This is a genomic window from Kitasatospora sp. NPDC058243 (assembly GCF_042882025.1).
Lineage (GTDB): Bacteria > Actinomycetota > Actinomycetes > Streptomycetales > Streptomycetaceae > Kitasatospora.
Map to the genome: position 1 here is coordinate 15,142 of NZ_JBHVWW010000003.1, position 19,339 is coordinate 34,480.

Consider the following 19,339-nt stretch of genomic DNA (forward strand, 5'->3'; position numbering starts at 1 on the left):
GTGGCGTGGACCGAGTCGCTGGGCCCCTGCGGGCAGCCGGCTCGGATGCGCGAAGATTCGTGGCCGAAGCAACGTTCGCAGAATGGCACGCACTTGGGGTGAGGAGGCGCGGAAGTGACGGTGAATCACTCGACAGGGGTGTGGCTCATCGAGGGTTGACGCCGCGGTGGCCGGACCCGGTGGCCTCGTGCTCCTCGGCCCGGAACGGGCGCAGCGCCGCGTCCGGGGCCCGTCCCCCCTCGCCCGTCCCTCTCGAAGACTCCGGGCCGGGCCCGGCCGGCCGGGTCAGCCTTCCTCGCGCCAGCCCTCGTGCTCGACGGCGATGGCGTCGAGGGCGCGCAGCAGGGCCGGGGTCCAGCCGTCCTCCGGGGGCTCGACGACGACCAGCCACTGGGCGTCCTCGGCGTCGTCCTCGCCGGCTAGGGCGTCCCGGACGAGGTCGAGCTCGCCGAGGTCGGGGTGGGCGGCGCTGAGCTCCTCGGAGGCGTCCTCGGCGGCGTCGCGGTCGGGCAGGACGAGCAGTTGCCGGGCGTGCGGGTCGTTGACGTCCGGCAGGTCGGTGGTGTGGTTCTCGGTCACCGGACCATTCTCCAGGTCGGGTGATCGGCGTGGTCGGGCAGGTCGGGTCGGGTCGGGCGGGTCGGGTCGGGTCGGGCGGGTCGGGTCGGGCGGGCCGGGTCGGGCAGGTCGGGCCGGAGGGGCGGGACCGGGCGGGACCGGGGGCGGGGGTCGCCCCGGGCGGGAGTGTCCGCGCCCCGTGGGATGCTGGTAGGCGATGGCCAGGAAGAGTGCACCCGACGACCTGCTCGCCCCGCTGACCCTCGCGGTCGGCCAGGAGGAGCTGCTGCTGGACCGCGCGGTCGCCCAGGTGGTGGCGGCGGCAAAGGCGGCGGACCCGGACACCGACGTGCGGGATCTGCCGCCCGGCAGCCTGCAGCCGGGGAGCCTGGCCGAGCTGACCACGCCGTCGCTGTTCGCCGAGCGCAAGGTGATCGTGGTGCGGGCCGCGCAGGACCTCTCCGCCGACTCGGTGAAGGAGGTCAAGGCGTACATCGAGGCGCCGGCCGAAGAAGTGATCATGGTGCTGGCGCACGCGGGCGGGGCCAAGGGCAAGGGCCTGCTGGACGCCGGGCGCAAGGCGGGCGGTCGCGAGGTGGCGTGCGCGAAGCTGACCAAGGCGAACGAGCGGCTGGCCTTCGTCCGGGGCGAGTTCCGTACGCTGGGCCGCTCGGCCACACCGGAGGCCTGCCAGGCCCTGCTGGACTCGCTCGGCAGCGACCTGCGCGAGCTGGCGGCCGCGTGCAGCCAGCTGACCTCGGACGTCGAGGGCGCGATCGACGAGACGGTGGTGGCCCGCTACTACAGCGGCCGGGCCGAGGCGACGGGCTTCGAGGTGGCCGATCTGGCGGTCACCGGCCGGGCCGCGGAGGCGCTGGAGCGGCTGCGCTGGGCGCTGGCGGTGGGCCAGCCGCCGACCGGCATCACCTACGCACTGGCCTCCGGCGTGCGCAGCATCGGGCGGCTGGCGACCACCGGGCGGAACATGCGTCCGGCGGACCTGGCCCGCGAGTTGGGCATGCCGCCGTGGAAGGTCGATCGGGTGCGCCAGCAGATGCGCGGCTGGACGGGCGACGGGGTGGCCACCGCGCTGACCGCGATCGCCCAGGCCGACGCCGCCGTCAAGGGCGGCTCGGACGATCCGGCCTTCGCGCTGGAGCGCGCGGTGGTGGCCGTCGCCCGGGCGGCCCGGGCTGGGTCCCGCCCGGCGTACTGACGGCGGCGGGGCCACCGGACCGGACCCAGGACGAGCCGGACCCGGCTACCCGCCGACCCACCTGCCACCGCCTACGTGCCACCGCCTACGTGCCCATCGAGCGGACGGTCCCCCAGACGCCGGCCCGCAGCGCCGCCGGAGCCCCGGAGCCCCCGAGCCCCGGACACGCGTGACCGACGACAGCGGTCGGGCCGCGGAACGCGACAGGCGCCGCAGTGGGCCTCTGGAGAGAGGCCGACTACGGCGCCTGTCGTACTGCTTCGTACACCGCACCCGCGTGGCGAACGCAGGCCGCGTGCGGTGCGAGTCTCACGCGCCTCAGGGGTCCGGGTAGAGGGCCGGGTCCGTCCCGAGGCGGTGGGGGCCGAGGCCCCCGGGGCGTCAGGCCTGGGCGGCCGTGTTGACGCGCTTGGTGATGGCCGACTTCTTGTTGGCGGCCTGGTTGGCGTGGATGACGCCCTTGCTCACGGCCTTGTCCAGCGCCTTGGAGGCGGCGCGGGCCAGCACGGTGGCCTTCTCGGTCTCGCCGGCGGCAGCGGCCTCACGGGCCTTGCGCAGGGCGGTCTTCAGCGAGGACTTGACGGCCTTGTTGCGCAGGCGCGCCTTCTCGTTGGTCTTGTTGCGCTTGATCTGGGACTTGATGTTCGCCACGAAGGAGCCTCAGTCTTGTCTAAAAGGATTGAACGGGCTGCACCGCGCGGCCGCCGGGCAGCTGAGAGGGCATGCCGGGGCCAGGTGCAGCAGCCCACGCTACCAGGGGCCCGCCACCCGCCCCAAACCGGGAGCCCGGCCCCACGGCGGGTCGCCTGCGCAGTAGTGGGTCGGCTACGCGCTGAGCACCGGCTCCCCGTAGTGCTCGACCTCCGGGAACGGCCGGTAGAAGCGGTGCAGCAGTTCCCGCCACTGCCGGTACTCGGCTGAGCGGCGGAAGCCCTCGGTGTGGTCCGCGAGCGTCTCCCATTCCACCTGGAGGAGGAATCGCGAGCCGCGTCCTTCGTCGAGGCAGCGCCGCAGGTGCAGGGAGCGGAAGCCCTGCTGGACGGCGATCAGGGGCCGGGCCTCGGCGAAGGCGGCGAGGAATTCGTCCTCCAGGCCGGGCAGGACGTCGAGCAGGGCGCTTTCGAGGATCACGGGGTGTCATCCTGCCGCCTGGCGCGGGCCCGGAGAAGGTCCGGGCGGACCGAACGGCGGTCCGCGCCGTGGTCGTGGGAAGATGGGAGGAACTATTTCGATCGGACGAGACTGTCCGGTCCCCGGGAAAACCGGTCAGCGATGACCAGGACACCCCCGGCCCCGGACCAACGGAGAATCGGACCAAGGTGCCCGCGACCCCCAGCAATGTGCCAGAGCCCAGCCGTACCGACCCGGCGCTGATCCGCAACTTCTGCATCATCGCCCACATCGACCACGGCAAGTCGACGCTCGCAGACCGGATGCTGCAGATCACCGGCGTCGTCGACCCGCGGCAGATGCGCGCCCAGTACCTCGACCGCATGGACATCGAGCGCGAGCGCGGCATCACCATCAAGTCGCAGGCGGTCCGCCTCCCGTGGGCGCCGAAGACCGGTCCGAATGCCGGGACGACGCACATCCTCAACATGATCGACACCCCCGGCCACGTGGACTTCACGTACGAGGTGTCCCGCTCCCTCGCGGCCTGCGAGGGCACCATCCTGGTGGTCGACGCGGCCCAGGGCATCGAGGCGCAGACCCTCGCCAACCTGTACCTGGCGCTGGAGAACGACCTCACGATCGTCCCGGTGCTGAACAAGATCGACCTGCCGGCCGCCCAGCCGGAGAAGTACGCGGCGGAGATCGCGCACATCATCGGCTGCGACCCCTCGGACGTGCTGCAGGTCAGCGCCAAGACCGGCCTCGGCGTCGAGGACCTGCTGGACCACATCGTCAACACCATCCCGGCCCCGGTCGGCGTCAAGGACGCCCCGGCCCGCGCGATGATCTTCGACTCGGTGTACGACTCCTACCGCGGCGTGGTCACCTACGTGCGTGTCGTGGACGGGCAGCTCACCAAGCGCGAGCGGATCGCGATGATGTCCACCGGCGCCACCCACGAGCTGCTGGAGATCGGCGTCATCTCGCCCGAGCCGAAGGTCGCCGACGGCCTGGGCGTCGGCGAGGTGGGTTACATCATCACCGGTGTGAAGGACGTCCGGCAGTCCAAGGTCGGTGACACCATCACCTCGATGCACAAGGGTGCGACCGAGGCGCTGGGCGGCTACAAGGAGCCGCGCCCGATGGTGTTCTCCGGCCTGTACCCGCTGGACGGCTCGGACTACCCGCTGCTGCGCGACGCCCTGGACAAGCTGCGGCTGAACGACGCCGCGCTGGTGTACGAGCCGGAGACCTCGGTCGCGCTCGGCTTCGGCTACCGCTGCGGCTTCCTCGGCCTGCTGCACCTGGAGATCATCCGGGAGCGCCTGGAGCGCGAGTTCAACCTCGACCTGATCTCCACCGCCCCGAACGTGGTCTACCGGGTGGTCATGGAGGACGGCACCGAGCACATCGTCACCAACCCGAGCGAGTTCCCGACCGGCAAGCTTGCCGAGGTGTACGAGCCGGTCGTGCGCGGCACCATCCTGGCGCCCAACGAGTTCGTCGGCGCGATCATGGAGCTCTGCCAGTCCCGCCGCGGCAACCTGCAAGGCATGGACTACCTGTCCGAGGACCGGGTCGAGCTGCGCTACACCCTGCCGCTCGCCGAGATCGTCTTCGACTTCTTCGACCAGCTGAAGTCCAAGACCCGCGGTTACGCCTCGCTCGACTACGAGCCCATCGGCGAGCAGTCCGCCCAGCTGGTGAAGGTCGACATCCTGCTGCACGGCGACGCGGTGGACGCCTTCTCCGCGATCGTGCACAAGGACAAGGCCTACGGCTACGGCGTGATGATGGCGGGCAAGCTGCAGAAGCTGATCCCGCGCCAGCAGTTCGAGGTGCCGATCCAGGCGGCCATCGGCTCCCGGGTGATCGCCCGTGAGACGGTCCGCGCGATCCGCAAGGACGTCCTCGCCAAGTGCTACGGCGGTGACATCTCGCGCAAGCGCAAGCTGCTGGAGAAGCAGAAGGAAGGCAAGAAGCGGATGAAGATGGTCGGCCGCGTGGAGGTCCCGCAGGAGGCCTTCATCGCCGCGCTGTCCACCGACGCCGAGGCGCCGAAGGAAAAGAAGTAACCACAGGCGCGTGAGAGGGGCCCGGGCGGACAACCGCCCGGGCCCATCCTCGTTCTCTCCACCGGAGCGGGCCGCCGCAGCTTCCCCGCCGGAGCGGACCGCCGCAGCTTCCCCCGCCGCAGCTTCCCCCGCCGCAGCTTCTCCCGCCGCAGCGCGCCGCGGACGAGGAGCCGGGGCGGTTCGGGCCCGCCCCGGCTCGGCACCGGCGGTGTGCGACGGTCAGTCCACCTCGGCCACGGCCTCCGCGAACTGCGCCTGGTACAGCCGCGCGTAGGCGCCGTGCGCGGCGATCAGCTCGTCGTGCGAGCCCTGTTCGACGATCGAGCCGTTCTCCATCACCAGGATCACGTCGGCGTCCCGGATGGTGGAGAGCCGGTGCGCGATCACGAAGCTGGTGCGGCCGGTGCGCAGCCGGGCCATGGCCCGCTGGATCAGCACCTCGGTGCGGGTGTCGACGGAGCTGGTCGCCTCGTCCAGGACGAGGATCGACGGCTGGGCGAGGAACGCCCGGGCGATGGTGATCAGCTGCTTCTCGCCCGCGCTGACCCCGGCGCCGTCGTCGTCGATGACGGTGTCGTAGCCGTCCGGCAGGGTGCGCACGAAGCGGTCGACGTGGGCGGCCTTGGCGGCCTCGACGACCTGCTCGCGGGTGGCTCCCTGGGCGCCGTAGGCGATGTTGTCGGCGATGGTGCCGCCGAACAGCCAGGTGTCCTGGAGCACCATGCCGATGCCGGAGCGCAGGTCCTCGCGGGACATCGCGGAGACGTCGACCCCGTCGAGGGTGATCCGCCCGGAGCTGACCTCGTAGAACCGCATCAGGAGGTTGACCAGGGTGGTCTTGCCGGCGCCGGTGGGGCCGACGATGGCGACGGTCTGGCCGGGTTCGACCTTGAGCGAGAGGTCCTCGATGAGCGGCTTCTCGGGGTCGTAGCGGAAGGACACGTCCTGGAAGGCGACCCGGCCGTGGATGGTGTCGGGCCGCTCGGACACGGCCGGTTCGGGGGTCTGCTCGGGGGCGTCCAGCAGTTCGAAGACGCGCTCGGCGGAGGCGACCCCGGACTGCACCAGGTTGGCCATGCTGGCGACCTGGGTGAGTGGCTGGCTGAACTGCCGCGAGTACTGGATGAACGCCTGCACGTCGCCGATGGACAGCGCGCCGCTGGCCACCCGCAGGCCGCCGACGACCGCGACGAGCACGTACTGCAGGTTGCCGATGAGCATCATCGCGGGCTGGATGATCCCGGAGATGAACTGCGCCCGGAAGCTGGAGGTGTACAGCGCCTCGTTGTGCTCGCGGAAGGTCTCGGCGGACTCGCGCTGGCGGCCGAACACCTTGACCAGGGTGTGGCCGGTATACATCTCCTCGATGTGCGCGTTGAGTTGGCCGGTGGACTTCCACTGCTGGACGAACTGGGGCTGCGCCCGCTTGCCGACCTTGGCGGCGACGGCCACCGACAGCGGCACCGAGACCAGGGCGATCGTCGCCAGCAGCGGGGAGATCCAGAACATCATGGCCAGCACGCCGACCACGGTGAGCAGCGAGTTGACGACCTGTCCCATGGTCTGCTGCATGGACTGGCTGATGTTGTCGATGTCGTTGGTGACCCGGCTGAGCACCTCGCCGCGCGGCTGCTTGTCGAAGTAGCTGAGCGGCAGTCGGGCGATTTTGGCCTCGACGTCCTGGCGCAGCCGGTAGCCGGCCCGCTGGATCGCCGTGGTGGCCAGCCGGCCCTGGACGATGCCGAACAGAGCGGAGGCGAGGTAGATGACCAGCACCCAGAGCAGGACGGTGCCGATGGCGCCGAAGTCCATGCCCTGGCCGGGGGTGAAGTCCACCGAGGAGAGCAGGCCGGCGACGCCGCCCTCGCCGTGGGCGCGCAGCCCCTCGACGATCTGCGCCTTGGAGGTGCCGGGTTCGAAGCGGGCGCCGACGACGCCGGCGAAGATCAGGTCGGTGGCGTTGCCGAGGACCTTGGGGCCGGTGACGGCGCAGCCGATGCTGAGCACGCCGAGGGCCAGCACGCCGGAGATCAGGTTGCGTTCGGGGCGCAGCAGGGCGAGCAGCCGCTTGCCGGAGCCCTTGAAGTCCATGGACTTCTCGGTGCCCTGGCCGCCCATGAAGCGGCCCGGTCCGGCGGGGCCGCGGCGGGCGGCGGCGGCCTGCGAGTCGCTGGGCAGTTCGTCGGCGGGGTCCGCGGCCTTGGTGTCCGGGTCGGGCTGTGTGGTGTCCGTGGTCTCGGGGTCCGCGGTTCTGGTGTCCGCGGCCTCGGGGTCCGCTGTCGCGGTGTCCGCGGTCCTGGTGTCCGCGTCGGGCTTGCCGGGGGTGGTCACGCCGCCTCCTGCTCGGTGAGCTGGGAGAGCACGATCTCCCGGTACGTCGGGTTGTCGGCCATCAGTTCGTGGTGGGTGCCGGTGCCGACGACCGCGCCTTCGTCGAGGACGATGATCCGGTCGGCGTCGCGGATGGTGGAGACGCGCTGGGCGACGATCAGCACGGTGGCGTCGGAGGTCTCGCGGGCGAGGGCCTTGCGCAGCCTGGCGTCGGTGGCGTAGTCGAGCGCCGAGAAGGAGTCGTCGAACAGGTAGACGTCGGGCTGGCGGACCAGGGCCCGGGCGATGGCCAGGCGTTGGCGCTGGCCGCCGGAGACGTTGCCGCCGCCCTGGGCGATCGGGGCGTCCAGGCCTTCGGCCAGTTCCTCGACGAAGTCCTTGGCCTGGGCGATCTCCAGGGCGTGCCAGAGTTCCTCGTCGGTGGCGTCGGGCCGGCCGTAGCGGAGGTTGCTGGCGACGGTGCCGGAGAACAGGTAGGGCTTCTGCGGGACGAGGCCGACGCTCTCGGCGATCGTCTCGGGGGCGAGTTCGCGCACGTCGACGCCGTCGAGCAGGACCTGGCCGGAGGTGGCGTCGAACAGTCGGGGTACGAGTCCGAGCAGGGTGGACTTGCCGCTGCCGGTGGAGCCGATGACGGCGGTGGTCTCGCCGGGGCGGGCGGTGATGGCGATGCCGCGCAGCACCGAGGCCTCGGCGCCGGGGTAGCGGAAGTCGACGTCGCGCAGTTCCAGGTTGCCGCGGCGCAGCACCTCGGTGATCGGCGCGGCGGGCGGGACGACGCTGGAGGAGGTGCCGAGGACCTCCTCGATGCGCTCGGCGCAGACCTCGGCGCGCGGCACCATCATGAACATGAAGGTGGCCATCATGACGCTCATCAGGATCTGCATCAGGTAGGAGAGGAAGGCGGTGAGCGCGCCGATCTGCATGCCGCCGTTGTCGATCCGGTGGGCGCCGAACCAGAGCACGGCGACGCTGGAGACGTTCACGACCAGCATCACGGCCGGGAACATGAACGACATCAGCCGGCCGACCTGGAGGGCGGTGTCGGTGAGGTCCCCGTTGGCCTTGGCGAAGCGGGCCTGCTCGTGGTCGTCCTTGACGAAGGCGCGGATGACCCGGATGCCGGTGATCTGCTCGCGCAGGACCCGGTTCACGGTGTCGATCCGGGTCTGCATGCTGCGGAACTTGGGGCGCAGCGAGCGGACCAGGAGGAGGACGACGGCGCCGAGCAGCGGGATGACCGCGAGCAGCAGGCCGGACAGCGGCACGTCCTGGTTGAGGGCCATGATGATGCCGCCGACGCACATGATCGGGGCGGCCACCATGAGCGTGAAGCTCATCAGGGCCAGCATCTGGACCTGTTGGACGTCGTTGGTGGTGCGGGTGATCAACGAGGGGGCGCCGAACTGGCCGACCTCGCGGGCGGAGAAGCTCTGCACCCGGTCGAAGACGGCGGCGCGGACGTCCCGGCCGAAGGCCATGGCGGTGCGGGATCCGTAGTAGACGGCGCCGATCGAGCAGAGCGCCTGGACCAGGGTGATGCCGATCATCACCCCGCCCACTTGCAGGATGTAGCCGGTGTCGCCCTTGACCACGCCGTCGTCGATGATGTCGGCGTTGAGCGTCGGCAGGTAGAGCGCCGCCAGGGTGGACACCAGTTGGAGCCCCACGAGCAGCGCGATCGGTCGGGAGTACGGGCGCAGGTACGCCCTGAGAAGTCTGATCAGCACTGGCACACTCTTGTCGTCGACGGGTGGATTCGCATCCCGATTCTCGTTCTTTGGTGGACTCGTACAGGAGATTCACGAGTTGTGGATCGCAGGTTTGCCCAGTCCTTTGCCGAACCGTACGGCGGGCCCGGTTGCAGGGGTTCACCGGGGCGCGGGGCGGAGTGGTCGTCGGGCACCGGCGGTGCGGCGGTGTGCCGGCCGGGCCCCGCCCTCTTACGGAATGACCGGTTTCCCCCTAGGCTGCTGATTGCCCCCTTGTTACTCGCCGGTATCGCCAGGGTTGACCGGGGGCCCGGCGACCGCCCCCCACGGGCGCCGAAACCATCCCTCAGACGGCCACCCGCCCCCGGAGGTCCTCGTTGAGTTCCGCGCAGTCCCTGATCGACTCCGGCAGTGCCGACTTGGTCGCCGGGCGTCCCGCCTCCGTCGCCCACCTCTTCCTGGAGCGGGTCGCCGCCACCCCGAACGCCGAGGCCTACCGCTACCCGGCCCCGGTCGACGAGCACGCCGCGGACAGCGCCCCCGGCGCCGAGCAGTGGCGCTCACTGACCTGGGCGCAGACCGCGGCCCGGGTCAAGGCGGTGGCCGCCGGGCTGATGGCGCTCGGCATCCAGCCGGAGGACCGGGTGGCGCTCGCCTCCTCCACCCGGCTCGAATGGATCATCGCCGACCTCGGGAACATGTGCGCGGGTGCCGCCACCACGACCGTCTATCCCAGCACCAACGCCGACGAGACCGCGTTCATCCTCTCCAACTCCGGTTCCAGGGCGCTGTTCGCGGAGAACTCCGCCCAACTCGCCAAGGCCGTCGACCAGCTCGGACAGCTGCCCGAGCTGCGGACCGTCATCCTCTTCGACGCCGCCGAGGCCGACGCCCCCGGGACTGACGCCGCCGGGACTGACGCCGCCGGGACTGACGCCGCCGGGACTGACGCCGCCGGGACTGACGCCGCCGGGACTGACGCCGCCGAGGCGGGCGCCCCAGAGGCCAGTACCCCCGAGGCCGAGGGTCTGAACGCCCTCACCGTGCTCACTCTCGCCGAGCTGGAGCAGCGCGGCGCCGAGTACCTGGAGCAGCACCCGGACGCGGTCGAGAAGACCGTCGCCGCGCTCGACAAGGAGCAGCTGGCCACCCTCATCTACACCTCCGGCACCACCGGCCGCCCCAAGGGCGTGCGCCTGGTGCACGACTGCTGGGCGTACGAGGCCCGGGCCCAGGAGGCCAGCGGGCTGCTGCGCTCCGACGACGTCCAGTTCATGTGGCTGCCGCTGTCGCACGTGTTCGGCAAGACGCTGATCTCCGGCCAGATCGCCACCGGCCACGTGATGGCCGTGGACGGCCGGGTCGACCGGATCATCCACAACCTGCCGGTCATCCGGCCGACCGTGATGGCCTCGGCGCCGCGCATCTTCGAGAAGGTCTACAACGGCATCGCCGGCCGGGCCCGGGCCGAGGGCGGCGCCAAGTACAAGATCTTCCGGTGGGCCGCCAAGGTCGCCCGCGAGCACGCCCGCGCCGTCCAGGAGAGCCGGATCGCCACCGGTGCCGGCACCGCCCCGCTGGGCCTCAGGCTCCAGCACGGCCTGGCCGACAAGCTGGTCTACGCCAAGATCCGCGCGGCCTTCGGCGGCCGGCTGCGCGGCGCCGTCTCCGGCAGCGCCGCGCTCGCGCCCGAGATCGGCTACTTCTTCCTCGGCGCCGGCGTGCCGATCCTGGAGGGCTACGGCCTCAGCGAGACCAGCGCCGGCTCCTGCGTCAACCGTGAGGAGGACATCCGGATCGGCACCGTGGGCCGCCCGCTGCCCGGCACCGAGGTCCGGATCGCCGAGGACGGCGAGATCCTGCTGCGCGGCCCCGGCGTCATGCGCGGCTACCACGACCTGCCCGAGAAGACCGCCGAGGTGCTGGAGGCCGACGGCTGGTTCCACACCGAGGACATCGGTGAGCTCGGCCCCGACGGCTTCCTGCGGATAACCGACCGCAAGAAGGACCTGTTCAAGACCTCCGGCGGCAAGTACGTCGCGCCCAGCGAGGTCGAGGGCAGGTTCAAGGCGGTCTGCCCGTTCGTCAGCAACATCCTCGTGATCGGCAACGGCCGCAACTTCTGCACCGCGCTGATCGGCCTGGACGAGGCGGTCATCATGCCGTGGGCCGCCGAGCACGGGCTGAAGGGCAAGTCCTACGCCGAGGTGACGGCCGACCCGCAGGTGCACCAGCTGATCGAGGGCTTCGTCAAGCGGCTCAACGCCGACCTCCAGCGCTGGCAGACGATCAAGAAGTTCCACCTGCTGCCGCGCGATCTCGACATCGAGCACGGCGAGCTCACCCCGAGCCTGAAGATCAAGCGCCCGGTGGTCGAGCGGACCTACGCGGACGCCGTCACCGCGATGTACGCGGGCGCCAACGAGGCCTGATCGGCCCCGCCCCCGTACGGCTCACCGGTTCGGGTGAGCCGTACGGGACAATGGGGTCATGCCCTCCGCACTCCCCGACGGCGAACCGGTGCCGTCCGACGGTTCCCTGCCCGCATCCGCCCGCACCGGTCTCGGGCAGCGGCCGTTCGGCTTCTACCTGCACGTGCCCTACTGCGCCAGCCGCTGCGGCTACTGCGACTTCAACACCTACACCGCCACCGAGCTGCGCTCCTCCGGGGCGGTCGCCTCCCAGGAGACCTACGCGGACAACGTGGTCGCCGAGATCCGGCTGGCCCGCCAGGTCCTCGGCCCGGTCGACCTGCCGGTGCAGACCGTCTTCCTCGGCGGCGGCACCCCCACTCTGCTGCCCGCCCGCGACCTGGTGAAGATGCTCGCCGCGCTGCGCGAGGAGTTCGGGCTCGCCGACGGCGCCGAGGTCACCACCGAGGCCAACCCGGAGTCCGTCGACCCGGCCTACCTGGCCGAACTGCGCGAGGGCGGCTACAACCGGGTCTCCTTCGGCATGCAGAGCGCCCGCCCGCACGTCCTGAAGCTGCTCGACCGCCACCACACCCCCGGCCGCCCCGAGGCCTGCGTCGCCGAGGCCCGCGCCGCCGGCTTCGACCACGTCAACCTGGACCTCATCTACGGCACTCCCGGCGAGTCCGACGACGACTGGCGCGCCTCCCTGGACGCCGCCATCGGCGCCGGGCCCGACCACGTCTCCGCGTACTCCCTGATCGTCGAGGACGGCACCAAGCTCGCCGCCCGGGTCAAGCGCGGCGAACTGCCGATGATCGACGACGACGTGCACGCCGACCGCTACCTCATCGCCGAACAGGCGCTCAGCGCCGCCGGCTACACCTGGTACGAGGTCTCCAACTGGGCCACCACCCCCGAGGGCCGCTGCCGCCACAACGAGCTGTACTGGACCGGCGCCGACTGGTGGGGCGCCGGCCCGGGCGCGCACAGCCACGTCGGCGGCGTCCGCTGGTGGAACGCCAAGCACCCCGCCGCCTACGCCCAGGCCCTCGCCGAGGGCCGCACCCCCGCCCTGGGCCGCGAGGTGCTCGCCGAGGAGGACCGCCGGGTCGAGCGCATCCTGCTGGAACTGCGCCTCGCCGAGGGCATCCCGCTCACCCTCCTCACCGACACCGGCCGCCACGCCGCCGCCCGCCACCTCGCCGACGGCCTCCTCGCCGCCGAGCCGTACGCCGGGGGCCGCGCCGTCCTCACCCTCCAGGGCCGCCTGCTCGCCGACGCGGTCGTACGTGACCTGGTGGACTGACATTCGTTGACGTGGACGTCAGCCGTCGGAGGGAGCGTGCGATGACCGCCATCGATGATCGGATGACCGGGATCTTCGAGAACCTGGAGGTGCCGGAAGGCGTCAAGGCCGAGCTCATCAGGGGGGAAATCGTGATGACGGCGGGGCCGGATCTGGTCCACAACCTCATCGTCGAGTGCATCGTGGATCAGGTCCCGCGGGCTCTCTGGCATCGGTTGCAGACCCAGGACCTGGCCTTCGCGCACGAGGCCAGCGAGCCGCAGCCGGATCTGGTGGTGATCGAGCGGGGCGCGGTGGAAGCCCCCGGACGGTTGGTCCCGGCGCCTGCGGTGACCATGGTCGTCGAGGTGGTGTCGAAGACCAGCGCCTATCGCGACTACCACGTCAAGCGGGAGATGTACGCGGGCGGGACGATCAAGGCCTATCTGATCGTCGACCCCTTCAAGGGCGAGTGTCTGCTGCTCACCGAACCCGACACCGCTACCGCGTCGGGCGTCCCGGACTACGCGGTCGGGCAGCCCTTCAAGTTCGGCGACCCCGTCCGGGTCGACGTCCTGGGCGTGACGCTGGACACAGGTGAGTTCGGAACGCTCTGACAGTCACTCCGGAATCGTCACGAAGTCGATCAACTCCTCGACCTTTCCCAGTAGTTCCGGATCCAGGTCCTTGTAGCTGTCCACCGTGGAGAGGATCCGCTTCCAGGCGGCGGGGGTGTTCACCGGCCAGCCGAGGCGGCGGCAGACGCCCTCCTTCCACTCCTCGCCGCGCGGGACGGCGGGCCAGCCGGGGATGCCGACGGAGGCGGGCTTCACGGCCTGCCAGATGTCGATGTAGGGGTGGCCGACGACCAGGACGGCGTCGCCGGTGACCTGGGCGGCGATGCGGTGCTCCTTGGTGCCGGGGAGCAGGTGGTCGACCAGGACGCCGAGGCGCCGGCCCGGGCCGGGGGCGAAGTCGGCGACGATCGCGGGCAGGTCGTCCACGCCCTCCAGGTACTCGACGACCACGCCCTCGATCCGCAGGTCGTCGCCCCAGACCCGCTCGACCAGTTCGGCGTCGTGCCGGCCCTCGACGTAGATCCGCGACTCGCGGGCGACCCGGGCCCGGGCACCGGGGACGGCGACCGAGCCGGAGGCGGTGCGGGCCGGCGTGCGGGAGGGAGCGGGGCCGGCCGGGCGCACCAGGGTGACCGTCCGGCCCTCCAGCAGGAAGCCGCGCGGCACCAGCGGGAACACCCGGAGCTTGCCGAAGCGGTCCTCCAGGGTGACGGTGAAGCCCTCGGCGGTCTTCTCGCAGCGCACCACCGCGCCGCAGAAGCCGGTGGCGGCCTCCTCCACCACCAGGTCCCGTTCGGCGGTCACCTCCGGGGCGGGCTGCTGCTTCTTCCACGGCGGGGTCAGGTCGGGTCCGTACTGGCGGCTGTGCATGAAAGCGACTATACGGACGGACCGTCAGAGGCCCGGCGCGCCCCAGACCGGGAACCAGCGGCTGAGGTCCTTCTCCAGCCGCAGGTCGTTCCCGAGCGTCGCGTTGACCTGGAGCTCCAGCGGGCTGTTGCGCCGCTCCCCGCCGCCGGGCATCGGGGCGAAGGGGTAGAAGGTGCCGCGCTTGTAGAGGTAGACCAGGGCCAGCGACTGCCCGTCCGGGTTGCGGAAGCCGACCAGCGAGCAGAGCAGCTGCGGCCCGAAGCCGTTCGCCTCCAGCTCGCTGTTGACCGCGTGCAGGTCGTTGACCAGGTCCGGCAGTTCCTCGGGGGTGTGCCGGGCGAGCAGCCAGGAGTAGCCGTAGCCGTCCTTGGAGGCCTCGACCGGGACGCCGCCGCGCTCGGTGTCGGCGTCGAGCAGCGCCCGCACCTGTTGTTCGACCTGGCCGAAGGCCGCGCCCTCGACGGCGGCGAAGCAGACCGAGCCGAGCCCGGTGGGGGTGAACCCGGCCGCGGCCTCCAGGGTGAGGGCGGCGGACGGGACGCCGAACAGCTGGTCGAGGTCGGGCTTGACGGGCTTGGTGCGCCCGAACAGGGTGTCCAGGATTCCCACGGCGGTCCTTTCGGGGGAGGGAGTCGGGAGGAGCCAGGAGGGGGGCGGGAGGGCCGCAGGGGGCCGGGGCCTCAGCGGCCGAGCTGCTCGGAGATCTTCGCCAGCTCCGCGAGCCGCTTCTCCAGCGTCGGGTGGGTGGAGAACAGCTGCGAGGCGGTCTCCCGGGCGCTCAGCGCGGGGGCGAAGTAGAAGGCGTTGTAGGGCTGCGCCTGGCGCAGGTCCTTGCTGGGGATGGCGGCGATCTGGCCGGTGACCTTGGTGAGCGCGGAGGCGAGGGCGCTGGGCCGGCCGGTGAGCTGGGCGGCGGCGCGGTCGGCGGCGAGTTCCCGGTAGCGGGACAGGAGCCGGGTGAGCAGGAAGCTGATGGCGTAGACGACCATCGACACCAGCGGGATGATCAGGGCGACGATGGCCGCGTTCTGGTCGTTGTTGTTGCGGTTGCCGCCCATGAACCCGCCGTACATGGCGATCCGGGTCATGGCCCCGGCGAGGACGCCGAGGAAGCCGGCGATGGTCATCACCGCGACGTCCCGGTGGGCGACGTGGGACAGTTCGTGGGCGAGGACGCCCTCCAGTTCCTCGGGCTCCAGCCGGCGCAGCAGGCCGGTGGTGACGCACACCACGGCGTTCTGCGGGTTGCGGCCGGTGGCGAAGGCGTTCGGCATGTCGTTGTCGGCGACCGCCACCCGGGGTTTGGGCATGTCGGCCAGCGCGCAGAGCCGGTCGATGGTGCCGTGCAGTTGCGGGTACTGCTCAGGGGTCACCTGGTGGGCGCCCATCGCCCGTTCGGTGATCTTGTCGCTGAACCAGAACTGGGCCACGAACAGCCCGCCGGAGATCAGGACGATCAGTGGCCAGGCGCCGCGCAGCAGCACGATCAGCAGACCGGTGAAACCGACGTACAGCAGCCCGATCACGAACATCGTCACGACCATGCGGCCGGTCAGGCCGCGGTCGGGCGCGAAACGGGTGTGCTGGCCCGAGCTCGACATTGCTTGCTCCTCCATTCGCCGTCGTCTTCGATGCTGCCACCCGGACGGCCCTGCGGCACCACCCCCGCGCCGGGAACTGCGGGCAGGATCACTCCGGCCGGGCCGTTCCTGCCGTTGGGCCCGGGCCTTACACTGGCAGGTACGGTTTTGGCACTCGCAGGTTCAGAGTGCCAAAGCGGGTGCCGGAGCCGGGATCCTCCCGGAGCGGGCAGCAGCATGCGTGACACGAACGGACAACGTGCGAAGACGGAGGTGTGTGCCCCATGGCCGGTGAGGTTCGCCAGCTGGACGACCGCAAGCTCGCCGTGCTCCGCGCGATCGTCCAGGACTATGTGGGCACCGAGGAGCCGGTCGGCTCCAAGGCCCTGGTGGAGCGGCACAACCTCGGAGTCTCCCCGGCGACCGTGCGCAACGACATGGCGGCGCTGGAGGAGGAGGGCTACATCCACCAGCCGCACACCAGCGCCGGGCGCATCCCCACCGACAAGGGGTACCGCCTGTTCGTCGACAAGCTCGCCGAGGTCAAGCCGATGAGCGCCCCCGAGCGCCGGGCGATCCGGCACTTCCTGGACGGCGCCGTCGACCTGGACGACGTGGTCATGCGGACGGTGCGGCTGCTCGCCCAGCTCACCCGGCAGGTCGCGGTGGTGCAGTACCCCTCGCTGTCGCGGTCCACCGTCCGGCACATCGAGCTGGTGGCGCTGGCCCCGACCAAGGTGATGCTGGTCCTGATCACCAACACCGGCCGGGTCGAGCAGCGGATGGTCGACTGCCCGGGCCCGGTCGGCGAGACGGTCCTGGCGGACCTGCGGGCCCGGATCAACGCGCGGGCCGTCGGCCAGCGGCTGCCGGACGTGCCGGGGTTCCTGGAGGAGCTCCCGGCGGGTTTCGAGCCGCCGGACCGCCCGACCGTCAGCACGGTCCTGGCGACGCTGTTCGAAGCGCTCGCCGAGCAGAACGAGGAGCGGATCATGCTGGCCGGCACGGCCAACCTGACCCGCTTCGGGCACGACTTCCCCCTGACCATCCAGCCGGTGCTGGAAGCCCTGGAGGAGCAGGTCGTCCTGCTCCGCCTCCTGGGTGAGACGGCGGACGCCGCGATGACGGTCCGGATCGGGCGGGAGATCGCCTACGAGGGGCTGAATTCCACCTCGGTGGTGTCGGTCGGTTACGGTTCGGGCGACGAGAGCGTGGCCAAACTGGGTGTGATCGGTCCGACCCGGATGGACTATCCGGGCACAATGGGGGCGGTGCGTGCGGTGGCGCGGTACGTGGGCCAGATTCTGGCCGAGTCGTAGCACAGGCCGCCGTCGGAACCTCTGACGGCGGTGTCCAGTCGCAGCACTACTACAGGCGGAACAAGCGGAGCATTTGGTGGCCACGGACTACTACGCGGTACTCGGCGTCCGACGGGATGCGGGGCAGGACGAGATCAAGAAGGCCTTCCGACGCCTGGCACGCGAACTGCACCCGGACGTCAACCCGGACCCGAAGACGCAGGAGCGGTTCAAGGAGATCAACGCCGCTTACGAGGTGCTCTCCGACCCGCAGAAGCGCCAGGTCTACGACCTCGGCGGTGACCCGCTCTCGCCGGGCGGCGGGGGCGCGGGCGGCTTCGGCGCGGGGGCGGCCGGCTTCGGCTTCTCCGACATCATGGACGCCTTCTTCGGCGCCGCGGCCGGCCAGCGCGGCCCGCGCTCGCGCACCCGCCGCGGCCAGGACGCCATGATCCGGCTGGAGATCACCCTGGAGGAGGCCGCCTTCGGCACCACCAAGGAACTCCAGGTCGACACGGCCGTCACCTGCACCACGTGCAGCGGTGAGGGCGCGGCCCCCGGCACCTCCGCGCAGACCTGCGACATGTGTCGCGGCAGGGGCGAGGTCTCCCAGGTCACCCGGTCGTTCCTGGGCCAGGTCATGACCTCCCGGCCCTGCCCGCAGTGCCAGGGCTTCGGCACCGTCGTGCCGACCCCGTGCCCGGAGTGCGCCGGCGACGGCCGGGTCCGCGCCCGGCGCACCCTGACCGTCAAGATCCCGGCCGGTGTCGACAACGGCACCCGGATCCAGCTGGCCGGCGAGGGCGAGGTCGGCCCCGGCGGCGGCCCGGCCGGCGACCTGTACGTCGAGATCGCCGAGACCACCCACACCGTCTTCCAGCGGCGCGGGGACGATCTGCACTGCACCGTCACCATCCCGATGACGGCCGCGTCCCTCGGCACCCAGGTGCCGCTGCAGACCCTGGACGGGCTGGAGGAGCTCGACATCCGGCCCGGCACCCAGTCCGGCCAGTCGATCCCGCTGCACGGCCGCGGCATCACGCACCTGCGCGGCGGCGGCCGAGGCGACCTGATAGTGCATGTCGAGGTGCAGACGCCCACCAAGCTCGACCCCGAGCAGGAGGAGCTGCTGCGCCGGCTCGCGGTGCTGCGCGGCGAGGAGCGGCCGTCCGGCCAGTTCGCGCCGGGCCAGCAGGGCCTGTTCTCGCGCCTCAAGGACGCGTTCAACGGCCGCTAGGCCCTAGGGCGTGTCTGACAATTCCCGCCGGGCGCGCGACGCCGGGCATCCCGCCTGACCGCACCGGCGAAACATCCAAGTACGACCCAGTACGAGGACGCTTCGCCGGCACGCCCAGCCGGGCGCCCAACGCCGCGCGCTGATCCGCCGCGAATTGTCAGACACGCCCTAGCCCGGGCCCGCCAGGCCCTGGCCGTCCGCGCGGGGGTGCCGGGTTCCGCCCGGCGCCCCTTTCGCGTTCCCGATCCGCCCCACCCCCCGGAGGTTCCCCGCATGACCGCCCCCGTCTTCGTCGTCGAGACCGAGCGGATCGCCGCCGCCGCGCCCGGCTCCGTGGTGCGCCTCGACGGGCCGGAGGGGCGGCACGCGGCCGCGGTGAAGCGGCTGGCGGCGGGCGAGGCGGTGACCCTCGCCGACGGGCTGGGCCTCGGGGTGGACGGGACGGTCGCCGCGGTGCTCGGCAAGGACGCGATCGACGTCACGGTGGCCGCCGTCCGCCGGGAGCCCGAGCCGGCGCCGCGGATCGTCGTCGTCCAGGCGCTGCCCAAGGGCGACCGCGGCGAGCTCGCGGTGGAGACCATGACCGAGGTCGGCGTGGACGTGATCGTCCCGTGGGCCGCCTCGCGCTGCATCACTCAGTGGAAGGGCGAGCGGGGTGCCAAGGCGCTCGCCAAGTGGCGGGCCACCGCCCGGGAGGCCGGCAAGCAGTCCCGCCGGCTGCGCTTCCCCGAGGTGCGCGAGCCGGCGACCACCCGGCAGCTGGCGCCGCTGCTGGCCCAGGCCGCGTTCGCCGCCGTGCTGCACGAGGAGGGCGCCGAGCCGCTGGCGCTGGCCGCGCTGCCCGCGGCCGGGGACGTGGTGCTGGTGGTCGGCCCGGAGGGCGGGGTCTCCCCGGAGGAGCTGGCCGCGTTCGCCGAGGCGGGCGCCGGGCCGTACCGGCTGGGCCCCTCGGTGCTGCGCACCTCCACCGCCGGGGTGGCCGCCGGCGCCCTGCTGCTGGGGCGCACCGGCCGCTGGTCGTAGCCGGCCCGCCCGTGCGGTCGGAGTCTGCCCGAACCGGCCCGCGCCGTGC

The 19,339-nt window shown here is 71.7% G+C and carries 16 protein-coding genes; 8 read left to right on the forward strand and 8 right to left on the reverse strand.

From position 1 onward, the window contains the following. Positions 1–285: 285 nt before the first annotated feature. A complete protein-coding gene (locus ACFVX9_RS03100) occupies positions 286–579 on the reverse strand; it encodes a hypothetical protein (protein ID WP_350878232.1) in 294 nt (97 codons plus the stop codon). A 196-nt stretch (positions 580–775) separates the two neighbouring features. On the opposite strand from ACFVX9_RS03100, the gene holA reads away from it, so the two are divergent. Then, positions 776–1,774 carry a DNA polymerase III subunit delta gene (holA, locus tag ACFVX9_RS03105; RefSeq protein ID WP_063347534.1) on the forward strand — a complete coding sequence of 333 codons (999 nt, stop codon included), beginning with the start codon at positions 776–778 and terminating at the stop codon, positions 1,772–1,774. A 381-nt stretch (positions 1,775–2,155) separates the two neighbouring features. On the opposite strand, the gene rpsT is transcribed toward holA, so the two are convergent. Together rpsT and ACFVX9_RS03115 are read right to left on the reverse strand one after the other, a co-directional pair. Then, positions 2,156–2,425: a 30S ribosomal protein S20 gene (gene rpsT, locus ACFVX9_RS03110; protein WP_063347533.1), complete on the reverse strand. Its 270-nt coding sequence runs from the start codon at positions 2,423–2,425 to the stop codon at positions 2,156–2,158. A 174-nt stretch (positions 2,426–2,599) separates the two neighbouring features. Continuing rightward, positions 2,600–2,905, reverse strand: a complete 306-nt coding sequence (locus ACFVX9_RS03115) for an antibiotic biosynthesis monooxygenase family protein (protein ID WP_380430598.1) — start codon at positions 2,903–2,905, stop codon at positions 2,600–2,602. Positions 2,906–3,093: 188 nt separating this feature from the next. Between ACFVX9_RS03115 and lepA the strand changes: the two genes are divergently transcribed. After that, a complete protein-coding gene (lepA, locus tag ACFVX9_RS03120) occupies positions 3,094–4,962 on the forward strand; it encodes a translation elongation factor 4 (protein WP_079135577.1) in 1,869 nt (622 codons plus the stop codon). 219 nt (positions 4,963–5,181) lie between these two features. On the opposite strand, the gene ACFVX9_RS03125 is transcribed toward lepA, so the two are convergent. Next, positions 5,182–7,080 (reverse strand): ABC transporter ATP-binding protein, encoded by a 1,899-nt coding sequence (locus ACFVX9_RS03125; RefSeq protein ID WP_063351094.1) that lies wholly within the window; start codon positions 7,078–7,080, stop codon positions 5,182–5,184. Between the two features lie 209 nt (positions 7,081–7,289). After that, positions 7,290–9,023 (reverse strand): ABC transporter ATP-binding protein, encoded by a 1,734-nt coding sequence (locus ACFVX9_RS03130; RefSeq protein WP_063347530.1) that lies wholly within the window; start codon positions 9,021–9,023, stop codon positions 7,290–7,292. 359 nt (positions 9,024–9,382) lie between these two features. On the opposite strand from ACFVX9_RS03130, the gene ACFVX9_RS03135 reads away from it, so the two are divergent. The 3 genes from ACFVX9_RS03135 to ACFVX9_RS03145 are packed head-to-tail and all read left to right on the forward strand — an operon-like array spanning position 9,383 to position 13,321. Beyond that, positions 9,383–11,437: an AMP-dependent synthetase/ligase gene (locus tag ACFVX9_RS03135; protein WP_387980091.1), complete on the forward strand. Its 2,055-nt coding sequence runs from the start codon at positions 9,383–9,385 to the stop codon at positions 11,435–11,437. A gap of 58 nt (positions 11,438–11,495) precedes the next feature. Continuing rightward, positions 11,496–12,725 (forward strand): radical SAM family heme chaperone HemW, encoded by a 1,230-nt coding sequence (hemW, locus tag ACFVX9_RS03140; protein WP_380378505.1) that lies wholly within the window; start codon positions 11,496–11,498, stop codon positions 12,723–12,725. Between the two features lie 41 nt (positions 12,726–12,766). Next, positions 12,767–13,321, forward strand: a complete 555-nt coding sequence (locus tag ACFVX9_RS03145; protein WP_387980093.1) for a Uma2 family endonuclease — start codon at positions 12,767–12,769, stop codon at positions 13,319–13,321. Between the two features lie 3 nt (positions 13,322–13,324). Here ACFVX9_RS03145 and ACFVX9_RS03150 read toward each other — a convergent pair whose 3' ends face one another. The 3 genes from ACFVX9_RS03150 to htpX form a co-directional block, all read right to left on the reverse strand. Continuing rightward, positions 13,325–14,152, reverse strand: a complete 828-nt coding sequence (locus ACFVX9_RS03150) for a DUF3097 domain-containing protein (RefSeq protein WP_387980095.1) — start codon at positions 14,150–14,152, stop codon at positions 13,325–13,327. Between the two features lie 24 nt (positions 14,153–14,176). Next, positions 14,177–14,761, reverse strand: coding sequence for a hypothetical protein (locus tag ACFVX9_RS03155; RefSeq protein ID WP_363369929.1), 585 nt, complete (start codon positions 14,759–14,761; stop codon positions 14,177–14,179). 71 nt (positions 14,762–14,832) lie between these two features. Then, positions 14,833–15,753, reverse strand: coding sequence for a zinc metalloprotease HtpX (htpX, locus tag ACFVX9_RS03160; protein WP_063347524.1), 921 nt, complete (start codon positions 15,751–15,753; stop codon positions 14,833–14,835). 263 nt (positions 15,754–16,016) lie between these two features. Between htpX and hrcA the strand changes: the two genes are divergently transcribed. From hrcA to ACFVX9_RS03175, 3 genes are all read left to right on the forward strand, one after another. Continuing rightward, positions 16,017–17,051 (forward strand): heat-inducible transcriptional repressor HrcA, encoded by a 1,035-nt coding sequence (hrcA, locus tag ACFVX9_RS03165; RefSeq protein ID WP_063347523.1) that lies wholly within the window; start codon positions 16,017–16,019, stop codon positions 17,049–17,051. A gap of 76 nt (positions 17,052–17,127) precedes the next feature. Then, positions 17,128–18,267, forward strand: coding sequence for a molecular chaperone DnaJ (gene dnaJ / locus ACFVX9_RS03170; protein ID WP_063347522.1), 1,140 nt, complete (start codon positions 17,128–17,130; stop codon positions 18,265–18,267). 273 nt (positions 18,268–18,540) lie between these two features. Further along, the gene (locus ACFVX9_RS03175; RefSeq protein WP_063347521.1) at positions 18,541–19,290 is read left to right on the forward strand and encodes a 16S rRNA (uracil(1498)-N(3))-methyltransferase; all 750 of its coding nucleotides are present in this window, start codon (positions 18,541–18,543) and stop codon (positions 19,288–19,290) included. The last annotated feature ends 49 nt before the right edge of the window (positions 19,291–19,339 follow it).